This window comes from Microbacterium sp. Root166 (genome assembly GCF_001427145.1).
Lineage (GTDB): Bacteria > Actinomycetota > Actinomycetes > Actinomycetales > Microbacteriaceae > Microbacterium.
Map to the genome: position 1 here is coordinate 1,250,746 of NZ_LMGL01000001.1, position 13,945 is coordinate 1,264,690.

General features: G+C 71.0%; 17 protein-coding genes. 14 read left to right on the forward strand and 3 right to left on the reverse strand.

Annotated elements, in window-relative coordinates:
- From folE to lysS, 11 genes are all read left to right on the forward strand, one after another.
- Positions 1–588, forward strand: coding sequence for a GTP cyclohydrolase I (gene folE / locus ASD56_RS05655; RefSeq protein WP_055962268.1), 588 nt, complete (start codon positions 1–3; stop codon positions 586–588).
- A complete protein-coding gene (folP, locus tag ASD56_RS05660; RefSeq protein WP_055962271.1) occupies positions 585–1,421 on the forward strand; it encodes a dihydropteroate synthase in 837 nt (278 codons plus the stop codon). The genes folE and folP overlap by 4 nt, the downstream gene beginning before the upstream one ends.
- On the forward strand, positions 1,397–1,768 hold the full coding sequence (gene folB / locus ASD56_RS05665) for a dihydroneopterin aldolase (RefSeq protein WP_055962273.1): 372 nt from the start codon (positions 1,397–1,399) through the stop codon (positions 1,766–1,768). Before folP ends, folB begins: the two co-directional genes overlap by 25 nt.
- Positions 1,765–2,295, forward strand: coding sequence for a 2-amino-4-hydroxy-6-hydroxymethyldihydropteridine diphosphokinase (gene folK / locus ASD56_RS05670; RefSeq protein WP_055962274.1), 531 nt, complete (start codon positions 1,765–1,767; stop codon positions 2,293–2,295). The genes folB and folK overlap by 4 nt, the downstream gene beginning before the upstream one ends.
- On the forward strand, positions 2,292–2,789 hold the full coding sequence (locus tag ASD56_RS05675) for a DUF3180 domain-containing protein (protein WP_055962276.1): 498 nt from the start codon (positions 2,292–2,294) through the stop codon (positions 2,787–2,789). The genes folK and ASD56_RS05675 overlap by 4 nt, the downstream gene beginning before the upstream one ends.
- Positions 2,731–3,315: a PH domain-containing protein gene (locus ASD56_RS05680; protein ID WP_055962279.1), complete on the forward strand. Its 585-nt coding sequence runs from the start codon at positions 2,731–2,733 to the stop codon at positions 3,313–3,315. The genes ASD56_RS05675 and ASD56_RS05680 overlap by 59 nt, the downstream gene beginning before the upstream one ends.
- Positions 3,312–5,039, forward strand: a complete 1,728-nt coding sequence (locus ASD56_RS05685; protein WP_082541275.1) for a PH domain-containing protein — start codon at positions 3,312–3,314, stop codon at positions 5,037–5,039. The genes ASD56_RS05680 and ASD56_RS05685 overlap by 4 nt, the downstream gene beginning before the upstream one ends.
- Positions 5,036–5,749 carry a DUF2520 domain-containing protein gene (locus ASD56_RS05690; RefSeq protein ID WP_055962282.1) on the forward strand — a complete coding sequence of 238 codons (714 nt, stop codon included), beginning with the start codon at positions 5,036–5,038 and terminating at the stop codon, positions 5,747–5,749. Before ASD56_RS05685 ends, ASD56_RS05690 begins: the two co-directional genes overlap by 4 nt.
- Positions 5,746–6,594 (forward strand): pantoate--beta-alanine ligase, encoded by an 849-nt coding sequence (gene panC / locus ASD56_RS05695; RefSeq protein WP_055962285.1) that lies wholly within the window; start codon positions 5,746–5,748, stop codon positions 6,592–6,594. The genes ASD56_RS05690 and panC overlap by 4 nt, the downstream gene beginning before the upstream one ends.
- Positions 6,595–6,608: 14 nt before the next feature.
- A complete protein-coding gene (locus ASD56_RS05700; RefSeq protein WP_055962288.1) occupies positions 6,609–7,388 on the forward strand; it encodes an MBL fold metallo-hydrolase in 780 nt (259 codons plus the stop codon).
- Between the two features lie 66 nt (positions 7,389–7,454).
- Positions 7,455–8,984 (forward strand): lysine--tRNA ligase, encoded by a 1,530-nt coding sequence (gene lysS / locus ASD56_RS05705; protein ID WP_055962291.1) that lies wholly within the window; start codon positions 7,455–7,457, stop codon positions 8,982–8,984.
- A gap of 25 nt (positions 8,985–9,009) precedes the next feature.
- Here lysS and ASD56_RS05710 read toward each other — a convergent pair whose 3' ends face one another.
- Entirely contained in the window at positions 9,010–10,188 is a 1,179-nt protein-coding gene (locus ASD56_RS05710) for a DUF4192 domain-containing protein (RefSeq protein ID WP_055962294.1), read from the reverse strand.
- Positions 10,189–10,303: 115 nt separating this feature from the next.
- Here ASD56_RS05710 and ASD56_RS05715 point away from each other — a divergent pair, with 115 nt between their 5' ends.
- The 3 genes from ASD56_RS05715 (at position 10,304) to ASD56_RS05730 (ending at position 12,999) form a co-directional block, all read left to right on the forward strand.
- Positions 10,304–10,510, forward strand: coding sequence for a hypothetical protein (locus ASD56_RS05715; protein WP_055962297.1), 207 nt, complete (start codon positions 10,304–10,306; stop codon positions 10,508–10,510).
- 190 nt (positions 10,511–10,700) lie between these two features.
- Positions 10,701–12,161 (forward strand): cardiolipin synthase, encoded by a 1,461-nt coding sequence (gene cls / locus ASD56_RS05725; protein WP_157535774.1) that lies wholly within the window; start codon positions 10,701–10,703, stop codon positions 12,159–12,161.
- Between the two features lie 130 nt (positions 12,162–12,291).
- Positions 12,292–12,999 carry a hypothetical protein gene (locus ASD56_RS05730; protein ID WP_055962303.1) on the forward strand — a complete coding sequence of 236 codons (708 nt, stop codon included), beginning with the start codon at positions 12,292–12,294 and terminating at the stop codon, positions 12,997–12,999.
- 68 nt (positions 13,000–13,067) lie between these two features.
- Here ASD56_RS05730 and ASD56_RS05735 read toward each other — a convergent pair whose 3' ends face one another.
- Both ASD56_RS05735 and ASD56_RS05740 read right to left on the reverse strand, forming a co-directional pair.
- Positions 13,068–13,298 (reverse strand): helix-turn-helix domain-containing protein, encoded by a 231-nt coding sequence (locus ASD56_RS05735; RefSeq protein WP_055962308.1) that lies wholly within the window; start codon positions 13,296–13,298, stop codon positions 13,068–13,070.
- On the reverse strand, positions 13,295–13,915 hold the full coding sequence (locus tag ASD56_RS05740) for a hypothetical protein (RefSeq protein WP_055962310.1): 621 nt from the start codon (positions 13,913–13,915) through the stop codon (positions 13,295–13,297). The genes ASD56_RS05735 and ASD56_RS05740 overlap by 4 nt, the downstream gene beginning before the upstream one ends.
- Between the last annotated feature and the right edge of the window lie 30 nt (positions 13,916–13,945).

Consider the following 13,945-nt stretch of genomic DNA (forward strand, 5'->3'; position numbering starts at 1 on the left):
ATGGCCGTCGACCGTGAGCGCGTGGCCGCGCTCGTGCGCGAGCTGCTCGAGGCGATCGGGGAAGACCCTGATCGTCCCGGGCTGAAGCTCACGCCGGGCCGCGTCGCCGAGGCGTACGCGGAGTTCTTCGCGGGCGTGGGGGAGGATGCCGCGTCCCCCCTCGCGCACACCATCTCGGTGACCCGCGGGCCCGCGCCCGAGACCCTGCCCTCCGGCGCGGTCATGATGCGCGACATCCGCTTCCGCTCGGTATGCGAGCACCATCTGCTGCCGTTCCGCGGCCACGCGCACATCGCCTATCTCCCGGGCGAGCAGGTCGTCGGCCTCGGCGCGCTGCCGAAGGTCGTCGACATCCTCGCGTCGCGGCCCCAGGTGCAGGAGCGGCTGGGCGAGCAGATCGCCGACGTGATCGCCGGGTCCCTCGACACCCGCGGGGTGCTCATCGTGCTCGAGGCGACGCACGAGTGCGTGACGATGCGGGGCGGGCGGCAGGCGGACGCCTCGACCGTGACGATCGCCGCGCGGGGAGAGCTCGCCGATCCGGCCGCCCGGGCAGAGCTGATCGCGCTCCTCGGGAGCCGTGAATGACCCTCGTCATGGGGATCGTCAACGTCACGCCGGATTCGTTCAGCGACGGCGGACGCTTCTTCGACGTGGAGGCCGCGGTCGCACACGGCCTCGCGCTGCGCGAGCAGGGGGCCGCGATCCTGGACGTCGGCGGCGAGTCGACGCGGCCCGGCGCGCAGCGCGTAGATCCCGCCGTCGAGCAGCAGCGGGTGCTCCCGGTGGTCCGCGAGCTGGCGGCCGCGGGCGCCCTGGTGAGCATCGACACGATGAACGCCTCGACCGCCGTCGCGGCCGTCGAGGCCGGCGCCCGCATCGTCAACGACGTGTCGGGCGGGCTCAGTGACCCCGATCTGCTGACCGCCGTCGCGCCGACCGGCGCGGACGTCGTGCTCGGGCACTGGCGGGGTCCGTCGGCCGACATGTACGCGCGCGCCGAGTACGACGACATCGTCACCGACGTGCTGCGCGAGCTCGGGCAGCGGGTCGAGGCGGCCGCCGCCGCCGGCATCGCCCCCGCGCGGGTGGTCGTCGACCCCGGCATCGGGTTCGGCAAGAAGGGCGCCCAGAACTGGGACGTGCTGCGCGGCATCCCCCGCCTCACGGGCCTGGGGCCGCGGGTGCTCGTCGGAACCAGCCGCAAGCGGTTCCTCGCCGACGCCCTCGCCGGTGACGCGGACGCCGCCGAGGTCGACCAGGCCCGCCGCGACCTCGCCACCGCCGTCAGCAGCGTGCTCGCCGCACAGGCCGGGGCATGGGCCGTGCGGGTGCACGATGTCGCCGCCACGCGGGATGCTTTGACGGTGGCGCGCATGTGGGAAGGAGACCGCCGATGGTCGACGACGAGATCACACTGACCGGGCTGCGGGTCTTCGGCCGTCACGGGGTCTACGAGGAAGAGCGCCGCGTCGGCCAGGACTTCGTGGTCGACGTCACTCTGCACCTCGACACGCGGCCGGCGGCGCGCAGCGACGACGTGGCCGACACGGTCCACTACGGCGAGATGGCCGAGCAGATCGCGGCGATCGTCGACGGCGAGCCCGTCAACCTGCTCGAGACCCTGGCCGCGCGCATCGCCGACCACCTGCTCACCCTCGAGCGGGTCGATCGGGTGCGGGTGACGGTGCACAAGCCCGGCGCGCCGATCCGGCTGACGTTCGACGACGTGACGGTCTCGATCGAGCGCGAGCGAGGGGCCCGATGAACCGCCGTCTCGCGCAGGGATTCCAGGGTGACGTCGATCCCCAGGGCCGCCCGCCCGTCGAGGCCGTGGTGGCGCTCGGCGCCAACCTCGGCGACCGCGCGCGCACCCTCGCCGAGGCGATCGCGGCGCTCGGCCACCTGCCGCTGGTCGACGGGGTCCGCGCCTCCGAGCCGATCGAGTCGGTCGCGCTCAAGCCGGACGGACCGGATGCCGCGGCCCCCGCGTACCTGAACGCGGTGGCGCTGCTCACCACGCGCCTCGCGCCGTCGGTGCTGCTGGGCTTCCTGCACGCCATCGAGGAGCGTCACGGCCGCGAGCGGCGCGAACGCTGGGGCGACCGCACGCTCGACCTCGACCTCATCGCCTACGGCGACGTCGTCAGCGACGACCCGGCGCTGCTGCTGCCCCACCCACGCGCGGCGGAGCGCGACTTCGTGCTGCGCCCCTGGCTGCAGGTCGATCCCGAGGCGACCCTGCCCGGCACCGGCCGGGTGGATGCCGCGCTGGCACGATTGCGCGACGCATGAAGCGCACCGGTCCCGGCGTGCTGATCCTCTCGGCCGCGCTCGGCGTCGCGGCCGGATTCCTGCTCGACCAGATGCTCACGGCCGCCGGACGCCCGACCTTCACCCCGGCCGTCACGCTGCCCATCCTGCTGGTGCTGCTCGGCTCCATCGTGCTCACCCTCGCCGCGCCCATCAGGCGCGCGACGCGGGGGACGGGGCAGGCTCCGGTCAATCCGTTCCGCGCGGTCAGGGTGGCGATGCTCGCGAAGGCGTCGAGCATCGTGGGGGCGGCGATCGGCGGCCTCGCGCTCGGCCTGCTCCTCTTCGTCGCGACCCGCCCGGTCGCGCCCTCGCTAGGCTCGATGGCGACGGCGATCGCCACCGCGGTGTGCGGCGCGCTGCTCATCGCGGCCGCTCTGGTCGCCGAGTACCTCTGCACCATCCGGAAGGACGACGATGACGAACAGCCCGGAGGGGATGATTCCGGACTCGAGCCCGGCATCCACGGTCACTGAGCCGGCCGAGGGGACGTTCGACCGCCTCACCGAGCCGCGCAGCGAGAACCGGCTGGTGCTCGAAGGCGGCGTCTGGCACCAGATCTCGCCGAAGTACGTGACGGTCCAGTTCATCTCGACCGGGGCGTTCCTGGTGCTCGAGGTGGCCGTCGTCCTCGTGCTCGCCCTCGTGCTGGACCAGCGGTGGGCGTGGATCCCGGGCGGCATCCTCACCGTCATCCTGGTCTGGTCGCTGGCGATCCTGCCGCGGCAGGCCCGCTCGATCGGCTACCAGCTGCGCGACGACGACCTCGTGTTCCGCAAGGGCATCATGTGGCAGCGCATGGTCGCCGTCCCCTACGGCCGCATGCAGCTCGTCGACATCACCCATGGCCCGCTCGATCGCGGCTTCGGCATCGCGCAGCTCAAGTTCGTCACGGCCGCCGCGGCGACCGGCGTCGTGATCCCCGGCCTCGCGCAGCAGACCGCAGAGACGCTCCGCGACCACCTGGTCGCGGTGGCCGAGAGTCGGCGCACGGGCCTATGACCGACTCGACCTCTTCGCCGGCCGCGCCGCCCCATGAGCTGGTGAAATCGCGCTTCAGCGACGGCGAATGGCACCGCCTGCACCCCCTCACGCCGCTGCTGCGCGGCGGGCTCGCGTTGCTGGTCGTCGTCGGCGTCATCATCGCCAATCTGCGCGACCGAGCCCTCCAGATCTTCCTGCCCTGGCTCGCGCCCGACTTCGAGGACGAGGTCGGGGAGTGGGACTCCGGCGGGGATCCGATCGACTTCGTCATCGCCAACAACCTCTACCTCGTCGCCGTTCTGGTCGTCCTCGGCGCGATCCTGCTGGTGATCGCCGGCTTCTACCTGTCGTGGCGGTTCCACACCCTGCGGATCACCGATGACGACGTCGAGGTGCGCAGCGGCATCCTCTTCCGCACGCAGCGCCGGGCGCCGCTCGACCGCGTGCAGGGCGTCAATCTGACCCGCCCGATGATCGCCCGGCTCCTGGGCATGGCCAAGCTCGAGGTGGTCGGCGCCGGGACCGACAGCAACGTCAAGCTGGAGTACCTCTCCACCTCCGACGCCGAGACGGTGCGCGCCGACATCCTCCGGCTGGCGTCCGGCCGCCGGCTCGCGGCGACCGCGGCCCCGGGCAGTCCTGCCCGGACGTCCGGTCGCGTCGCCGCGCTGAGCCAGACGGTGAGCCGTGAGCTCAGCGGCATGATCGAGGGACCCGAGGCGCCGGTCGCCGTGCCCGAGTCGGTCGTGAATATCCCGGTCGGCCGGCTGGTGGCATCCCACGTCGTCAGCATGTCGACGATCGGCCTGCTCTTCGCGGCCGCGGCCATCGCGGTGGGCGTCTCGCAGGGGATCACCTGGCTGCTCTTCGGCTTCGTCCCGGCGATCATCGGTTTCGCCGCCTACTGGGTGCGATCGATCGTGCGGTCGCTGCGGTACTCGATCGCCCCGACGCCCGACGGCGTCCGCATCACCTTCGGCCTGCTCACCACCGTCACCGAGATCGTGCCGCCGGGGCGCGTGCATGCCATCGAGGTCTCGCAGCCGATCCTCTGGCGCCCGGCCGGCTGGTGGACGGTCCGGATCAATCGCCTGACGGGACGCAGCGCCACCGACAGCACGACGGATCAGTTCACGACCGTGCTGCCGGTGGGCACGGCATCCGATGTCGAACGCGTGCTGCGCCTGATGCAGCCGTCGGTGCCGGACGCCGAGTGGGCCCTGATCGCCCACGAGGGGATGCACGGAACCGGCGCCGCGGCCGACGACACCTTCACCAACTCGCCGCGACGCGCACGGTGGATCCGGCCGCTGTCGTATCGCCGCAACGGGTTCCGGCTCACCGGCGATCTGCTGCTGCTCCGGCGCGGCCTCATCTGGCGCCGTCTCGGCATCCTTCCGCTGGCCCGCCTGCAGAGCCTCGCGCTGCACCAGGGGCCGCTCGACCGCGCGACGCGGGTGGCGTCGCTGCGGGCGCACGTCGTCACCGGTCCGGTCTACGCAGGTCTGGCGGCGATCGACCGCGATCACGCGCTGGGGCTGTTCCAGGATGCCGCGGCCGCGGCCGTGCGTGCGGCCACGGTGGACACCTCCCACCGCTGGGCGGACGACGGAGGCGCGGCCGAGCTGCCGCCGGCCGACGAGGTGCTCGCCCCGGAGGCGGCTGACCCGGTGGCGGCTGGTCCGGACGCGACCGCTCTGGAGCCCGCCGAGCCCGAGGCCGCCGTGGACGGGCGCGCATGAGACGCGACGGCAGGCTCGGCGTCGGCGTGATCGGCGCCGGACGCGTCGGCCCGGTGATCGGTGCCGCTCTCGCCGGTGCAGGTCACGCGCTGGTCGGCATCACGGCCGGATCGGACCCGGACCGCGTCGAGGCCGTCCTTCCGGGCGTGCCCACGCTCGAGGCCGTCGAGGTGGTCCGTCGCAGCGAGCTGGTCATCGTGGCGGTGCCCCACGACCAGCTCGAGGGTCTGGTCGCCGGACTCGCCGCGATCGGCGCCTGGCAGCCGGGCCAGCTGGTGCTGCACACCGACCCTGCCTACGGAACCGCCGTCCTCGCGCCCGCGATGGCGCAGGGCGCGATCCCCCTGGCGGTGCATCCCGCGATCGTGTTCACGGGCACGTCCATCGATCTCCGTCAGCTCGGCACGGCATACGCCGCGGTCACGGCACCCGGCCCGGTGCTGCCGATCGCGCAGGCGCTCGCCGTCGAGCTCGGGTGCGAGCCCGTCGTGGTCGCCGAAGATGCCCGGCCCGTCTACGCCGACGCCGTCAGCGCCGCCACGGAATTCTCCCGCTCGATCGTGCGCCAGTCGGCGGGGCTGCTGGCCGAGGCCGGCGTTCCCAGCCCGGGCGCGTACCTCTCGACCCTGCTGCACTCGACGATCGACCATGCACTCGCCGAGGCGGGGTCCGCGTCGCCGGACGGCCCCGCGGCTACGATCAACGGATGATCAGCACCATCGACGGGCTCCGGTCCGCCCTGGCGGACGCCCGGGCCGCGAAGCCCGCCGGCGCTCGTGTCGCGCTCGTCTCGACGATCGGTGCCCTTCACGACGGCCACATCGATCTCATCCACCATGCGCGAGAGGCGGCCGACATCGTCGTCGTCTCGGTCTTCGTGAACCCGCTGCGGTTCGCCACTCCCGCGCAGTACGCCGACTATCCCCGCACTCCCGACGATGACGAGCGCCTGCTGGAGTCCCTCGGCGCCGATGTCGTGTTCGCTCCCACCGCAGACGAGATGCTGCCGGACGGCGCGGCCACCACGCGGATCAGCGCCGGTGACATGGGGCACCGCTACGAGGGCCGCGCCCGGCCGACCTACTTCGACGGCCTGCTGACGGTCGAGGCGAAGCTGTTCAACCTGGTCCGCCCGGACGTCGCGTTCTACGGCGAGCGCGATCCGCAGCGGATCTTCCTGGTGCGGCGGATGATCCGCGACCTCGCGTTCGACGTCGAGGTCGCGACCGTCGAGACCGTGCGCGGCGACGACGGCCTGCCTGTCTCCACCCGCGTCGGCATGCTCGAGCCGCGCGATCTGGCGGCGGCCGGACTGCTGCCGGCGGCGCTCGATGCCGCCGCCTCCAACGCCGATCGGGGCGTCGACTCGTGCATCGCCGCCGCGCAGTCGGCGCTGATGGGCGAGACCCGTATCCGCCTCGAGTACCTGAGCGTCGTCGACCCGCGCAGCTTCCTGCCGGTCGACGAAGGACACAAGGGCGAGGCCCTCGCGCTCATCGCTGCGAGCGTGGCGGGACACCGCTTCATCGACAACGCCCGCATCTACATCGGCTGAGCCGCGGAGGTCTCATGCGCGTCACCAGGATCGGCGGCCCCACCGCGCTCATCGAGTGGGAGGGCTGGCGCATCCTGACGGATCCCACCTTCGATCCGCCCGGCCGCCGCTACTCGTTCGCCCCGGGCGCGAGTTCCACCAAGACGACCGGGCCCGCGATCGCCCTCGACGACATCGGACCCATCGATGCCGTGCTGCTGAGCCACCACCAGCACGCCGACAATCTCGACGACGCCGGCCGCCGCGCGCTCGAGCAGGTGCCCACCGTGATCACGACGGTCCCGGGCGCCAAGGCACTTGCGCACCACGACGTGCGCGGTCTCACCGCGGATGCCCGCACCGTCCTGACGGCCCAGGACAAGCGCCCGATCACCGTGGTCGCCACGGCCGGAAGGCACGGCGCGCCGCTCACCCGGCCCCTCGTCGGGCACGTGATCGGCTTCGCCTTGACGATCGGCGAGGCCGCGCGGCCGGGGGTCTGGGTGTCGGGTGACACCGTCCTCTACGGCGGGCTGCGCCGAGCCGTCACCGGGCTCGCTCCGGAGGTCGCGATCGTGCACATCGGAGCGGTCAAGTTCCCCGTGACCGGACCACTCGCCTACACGATGAACGCCTCCCAGGCCGTGGAGCTCATCGATCTCGTCGACCCGGGAGTGGTGGTTCCCGTGCACGTCGAGGGATGGAGTCATTTCTCTGAGCAGGAGGATGCCGCCACCGCGGTGTTCGAAGCGGCACCCGCATCGGTGGCCGACCGCGTCCGCTGGGCCCCGCTCGGGGTGCCGGTCGAGCTCTAGCGCGTTCGGGTCGCCCGGAGGCGCCGTGGATAGACTGAGCGGCGACTTTGCGAGGAGCACCACACGATGACCGATTCGCCCGCGGGCACGCCCGCTGACGCCCCTGAGCCGACCGAAGAGGACATCTTCGAGCAGAAGGCCGTGCGCCTGGCCAAGCGCGAGCGTCTGATCGACGAGCGGACGGATGCCGCGGGTGGCGCCTATCCGGTCGGCGTGCCGATCACCGACACGATCGGCGCGGTCCGCGCGCGGTTCGGCGATCTCGAGGCCGGCGCCGAGACGGGCGAGACCGTTGCCGTCGCCGGGCGCATCGTGTTCAGCCGCAACACCGGCAAGCTCTGCTTCGCCACGCTCCAGGCCGGCGACGGCTCGCGCATCCAGGCGATGGTCTCGCTCGCCGCGGTCGGCGACGAGTCCCTGCAGCGGTGGAAGGAACTCGTCGATCTCGGCGATCACGTCTTCGTCGAGGGCGAGGCGATCTCCAGCCGCCGCGGCGAGCTGTCGATCATGGTCTCGCAGTGGCAGATCGCGGCCAAGGCCGTGCTGCCGCTTCCGAACATGTACTCCGAGCTGGGCGAGGAGACCCGCGTCCGCAGCCGCTTCCTCGATCTCATCGTGCGGGATCAGGCGCGCAACACCGTGCTGGCGCGAGCGAAGGTCAACGCGAGCCTGCGTGAGACCTTCGCGGGTCACGACTTCGTCGAGGTCGAGACGCCGATGCTGCAGGTGCAGCACGGCGGTGCGTCGGCGCGCCCGTTCATCACGAACTCCAACGCGTTCGACGCCGACCTGTACCTGCGCATCGCTCCCGAGCTGTTCCTCAAGCGCGCAGTCGTGGGCGGTATCGACCGGGTCTTCGAGATCAACCGCAACTTCCGCAATGAAGGCGCCGACTCCACCCACAGCCCCGAGTTCGCGATGCTCGAGGCGTACCAGGCCTACAGCGACTACAACGGCATCGCCGACCTGACGCAGGAGCTCATCCAGAACGCGGCCGTCGCCGTCACCGGATCGACCACGGTCACGTGGGCCGACGGCACCGAGTACGACCTGGGCGGTCAGTGGGACCGCCTGCCGATGTACGGGTCGCTCTCGGAGGCGTCGGGCCGTGAGGTCACGCCGGAGACGCCGCTCGACGAGCTGCTGGCCTTCGCAGCGGACGCGGGGGTCGACGTGCCACCGCACGCGACGCACGGCAAGCTCGTCGAGGAGCTGTGGGAGCACTTCGTCAAGCCGGGCCTCACGCGGCCCACGTTCGTCATGGACTTCCCACTCGACACGAGCCCGCTGGTGCGCGAGCACCGCTCGATCCCGGGTGTCGTCGAGAAGTGGGACCTGTACACGCGCGGCTTCGAGCTCGCGACGGGATACTCCGAGCTCGTCGACCCGGTGATCCAGCGCGAGCGCTTCGTCGAGCAGGCGAAGCTCGCCGCGCGCGGCGACCTCGAGGCGATGCGCATCGACGAGGAGTTTTTGCGTGCCCTCGAGCACGGCATGCCTCCGACGGGTGGCATGGGAATGGGCATCGACCGTCTCCTCATGGCGATCACCGGGCTCGGCATCCGCGAGACGATTCTCTTCCCCCTGGTCAAGTAGTCTTCCGGCGGTCTCTTCCCCCTGGTCAAGTAGTCCGCCGGCGCGGCTTGGATCGCGGCGTACGGGTGAACGCCCAGTCCGGCAGATGTCCGGCGTGCACGAACGACCGCACGATCTCGCTCAGGCCGTGATCGGGCTCGATCTCGCACGCCAGGCAGGCGTAGACCTCGGCATGCGTCGAGCGCCCGAGCGCCCACGAGATCCAGGCGCACATCGCCAGCGCTCCCGGGCGCACGGCCCGAGGACTCGCGGCGGCGACATGCCGTGCCAGCTCGAGCGCGCGTTCCAGACGCCCGGGATCCGGACGATCGCCCTCGCCCCACATCTGCATCGCGAGGTGTGCCGGATACTCCTCGCCCGCCTCCCATCGCAGCTGCGCATCGAACGCCTCGTCGCCGTCGCCGACCGTGCCGCTCCACTGCACAAGGGCGACATCGCGCAGGGAGGGCCTCGCGAGGCACCAGGCGATCGCTGCGACGTCGTAGGGATCGAGTTCGTCTACCGGCCACGACAGCGCCTCCTCGTAGAGCGTCGGCAGATCGTCCAGCGCGCACACGGTGGCGAGCACCTGTGGGTCGACGCGATCCGGCTCATCGACGACGGATGCCGCGGCCCCGGCGTCTTCGGGATCACCACCGCACAGCAGTGCCACGGCCCGCTCGAGTGCGATGAGAGCGCGCGCGGTCCTCTCCCGCGTCGCCAGGTCGATTGAGGGGAGGTCCGCGCCCGACGCCTGATCGCGATCGAGGGCCGGAACAGGCAGGTCCGCCGCCGCTGCCGACTCGAGCTCGCTCAGAGGGCGACCGTCGTCGGGGCAGTCGGGGTCGAAGAGCGACCCCCACCCGTCGCGGGCGACGCACAGTACGTCGGTGACACCCAGGCCGCAGGCGTCGGCTCGGCGACGCAGTGCGTCGAAGAGGTCGCGGTGCGGCATCCCACCCCCGTCGGCGAAGCCGGCGTCGGTGTACGCGATCGCGGCCACCGCATCCGCCTGCTGTACCCGGCAGACGATGCCGAGGACCGTGGACGCGCCGGCGTCGAGGGTGTCCGCCTCGGCCGACGGCAGATCGAAGCGCATGGCGCCCAGGCTGCGCGACCCGTCGAAGGGGATCAGCACCAGGCTCTGCGATGGCACGTAGCCGAGCAGATGAGGAACGAGGGACAGGAATTCCGCGGCACCCGCCGCCTTGACGATGGTGGTCATCGCACGAGCGTGCTCGCGGCGGTGCCCGCGTGCCGTGTTCCACAGGAACGAGCCGGTACGACCTCTCGAGAGGGGTCCGGGGAGGAGCCGCTGAGCGCTCGCGTATCCTGGAGGCATGGACGATTACTGGGTCGCCGTCGCATGGACGCTGCTTCCGACCCTCGTCGTCGGCGGGATCTTCTTCTACGTGCTGCGCAGCATCATCCGCGCCGATCGCAACGAGCGCCGCGAGTACGCGAAGATCGACGCCCAGGAGCGTGCGAAGCGGGGGCTGCCGCCCGCCGCGGCGCGCACTGAGGCGCCCGCCGTCTCCGAGCAGTGACGCAGGTACCCACCGGGGCTCCGCCCCAGACCCCCGGCTTGCTGACGCGCGTTCTCTCCGGGGCTCCGCCCCAGACCCCCGGCTTGCTGACGCGCGTTCTCTCCGGGGCTCCGCCCCAGACCCCCGGCTTGCTGACGCGCGCCCCCACTACGCTGGGCCTCACGCCGTCCGGGGAGCGTGAGGAGCAAGGGTGATCAGCATCACGTTCGATCCGACGTGGTGGCTCGTGCTCGTCTTCGTCACCGACCTGATCATCCGCATCGCCGCGATCATCATCGTGCCGCGCAACCGGCGGCCCACCGCGGCGATGGCCTGGCTGCTGGCGATCTACTTCATCCCGATCGTCGGTGTCTTCCTCTTCCTGCTGATCGGCAACCCGCGGCTGCCGCGCAAGCGCCGGCGCAAGCAGGAGCGGATCAACCAGTACATCCACGACACCAGCGAGTCGCTCGACTTCGGCACGCTGCGGCCTCACGCGCCGGCGTGGTTCACGGGTCTCGTCAACCTCAACCGCAACCTCGGGGCGATGCCGCTGGCCGGCGACAACGCCGCGCACATCATCGGCGGGTACCAGGACAGCCTCGATGCGATGGCCGACGCCATTCGTGAGGCAGAGCTCTACGTGCACGTCGAGTTCTACATCTTCCAGTCGGACGCGGCGACGGACAACCTGTTCCGCGCGCTCGAAGAGGCCTGCGAGCGCGGGATCACGGTGCGAGTGCTGCTGGACCACTGGGCCAACCGCGGCAAGCCCACGTACAAGAAGACCCTGAAGCGCCTCGACGCGATGGGCGCGCAGTGGCACCTGATGCTGCCGGTGCAGCCGCTGAAGGGCAAGTACCAGCGCCCCGATCTGCGCAACCACCGCAAGCTCCTCGTGATCGACAACAAGGTCGCGTTCACCGGCTCGCAGAACGTGACCGACTCCACGTACAACCTTCGGAAGAACATCCGCCGCGGGCTGCACTGGGTCGACCTCATGGTCCGCATCGAGGGGCCCGTGGTGGCATCGGTCAACGCCGTGTTCCGCTCCGACTGGTACAGCGAGACCGACGAGGTCCTCGACGACGAGATCGAGCTGATGGAAGCCGGCCCCGGAGACCTCGACTGCCAGATCATCCCGTCCGGCCCCGGGTTCGAGTTCCAGAACAACCTCAAGCTCTTCGCAGGCCTGCTCTTCGCGGCCCAGCGCAAGATCATCATCGTGAGCCCGTACTTCGTGCCGGATGAGGCGCTGCTGCTCGCCATCACCACGGCGTGCCAGCGCGGCATCCATGTCGAGCTCTTCGTTTCGGAAGAGGGCGACCAGGCCCTCGTCTACCACGCTCAGCGCAGCTACTACGAAGCGCTGCTGCGGGCGGGCGTGAAGATCTGGATGTACCAGCGGCCGTTCATCCTGCACTCCAAGTCGATGACCATCGACGACGAGGTCGCGATCGTCGGCTCCAGCAACATGGACATGCGCTCGTTCGGTCTCAACATGGAGATCTCGATGCTCGTGCGCGGCGAGGAGTTCGTCCGCGAGATGCGGGCGATCGAAGACGGCTACCGGTCCCTCAGCCGCGAGCTCACGCTGGCCGAGTGGGAGCAGCAGCCGCTGCGTTCGACGGTGCTCGACAACCTCGCACGCCTCACTTCCGCGCTGCAGTAGTCACCCGGCCCGGGTGATTGTGACCCGTGCGTTATCGGCACTTCTGAGATTCTCGGGCCGATTGCGACACCATAGGGCTGTCGGGTGTCCTCGCTCAGCGGCATCCGCCCGTTCACGGAAGGGTTTCCGCATGGCTCCTCGCACTCCCTCAGTCCTCGCCGGGCTCGGCCTGGCAGTCCTCCTCGCCGGTGCGCTCACCGCGTGCGCGGGCGGCGCCGGCGACACTCCCGACGACGCCGACGACCTCGAGGTCAGCGCCGCCTGGCTCGACGACGGCCGCATGATCGGCCTCGTCACGCAGGGCAGCAGCACCTGCATCCCCGTCGCCGACGACGCGACGCTCAAGGGCTCGACGCTGACCGTCACGCTCGGCGCCGCCGCGGGCGACGAGGCGTGCACCAGCGACTTCGTGCCCCGCGTGACGCTCGTCGGCCTCCCCGAGGGCGTCGATCCCACGAAGAACCTCGAGGTGGTGGTCAAGGGCGAGGACGGCGTGCAGGGCGACACCGAGCTCGACGGCGTTCCGGGCCTCGGCGGCGGCGGCGAGACGGACTACCTGCCGAGCGCCGGCTGGACCGACGAGGACGGCGAGTTCGTGATCCTCACGTGGGGATCCTCGGGCTGCGTGCCGGTCATCGAGAACACCGAGGCCACGTCCGCGACCGAGGTCACCGTCACCTTCCAGACTCCGCCGGACGACCAGGTCTGCACGATGGACATGTCGCCGCGCGGTCTCGTCGCGACGGTCACCGGCATCGAGGACGACGACGCCGAGATCTTCGCGATCCTCGAGGGTGCCGAGTTCGACAACGTGCGCATCCCGATCACCCCCAACTGACGACCGATGTGAAGACGGGATGCCTCGGCCGGGGCATCCCGTCTTCTCGTCGGGGCGGATGCCGCCGCTCAGTCGGCGCGGACCAGCAGGTCGCCGATCTCGCAGTCCAGCGCCCGGCAGATCGCCGCCAGCGTGGAGTAGCGGATCGCCCGGGCGCGGTCGTTCTTGAGGATCGACAGGTTGACGACCGAGACCCCGACGATCTCGGACAGCCGCACCAGGGTCATCCCTCGCGCCTCGAGCAGCTCGTCGAGCCGGCAATGCACCCCGGTCGGGCCCTCGTCGTCGGCCGGGCTCATACGAGGAGGTCCGTCTCGCGCTGCAGCCGGTCGCCGACCGTGAAGACGGTCGCGGCCAGCGAGAAGATGAAGGCCGCGAGAATCAGCGTCGAGACGTGGACGCTCATCGTCACGTTGTCGTAGGTGCCGTCGGAGATGGCGCGGAAGGCGTCGTTGGCGACCATGTTGCCGAAGAACGGAACCCCCGCGATCCCGCCGAGCGCCGCGATGCCCGCCAGGCCGACCAGCCCGGTGTTCCGCTTGCCGAAGACGCGCCCGCGCATGACCGAGATCGTGACGAGGACGAGGCACACGACCAGCAGCGAGACGGATGCCACGGCCACCACCTGTTCGAGCACGAGCGCGATCCGTCCCGCCGTCGAGAGGCCGTCGGTCGTGAGCACGGCTGTCTGCAGCTCGACGTCGCGCATCTCGCCGCCGGGACCGATGGGCGCCTGCGCCGTCGTCCCCGAGAAGGTCGCCGGGACATGGACAGGGCCGCCGCTCAGCCCTTCGACGACGCGGACAATCGCCGCGTAGAGCGTGGCTCCCACGATCGCGACGCCGGCGACGATGAAGAACCACATCGCGGCCAGGTCGGCCCTGCTGACGGGGCGATCCCCGGTCTGACTGGTCATGACGAGCTCCCTGCCATATCGATATTCGTT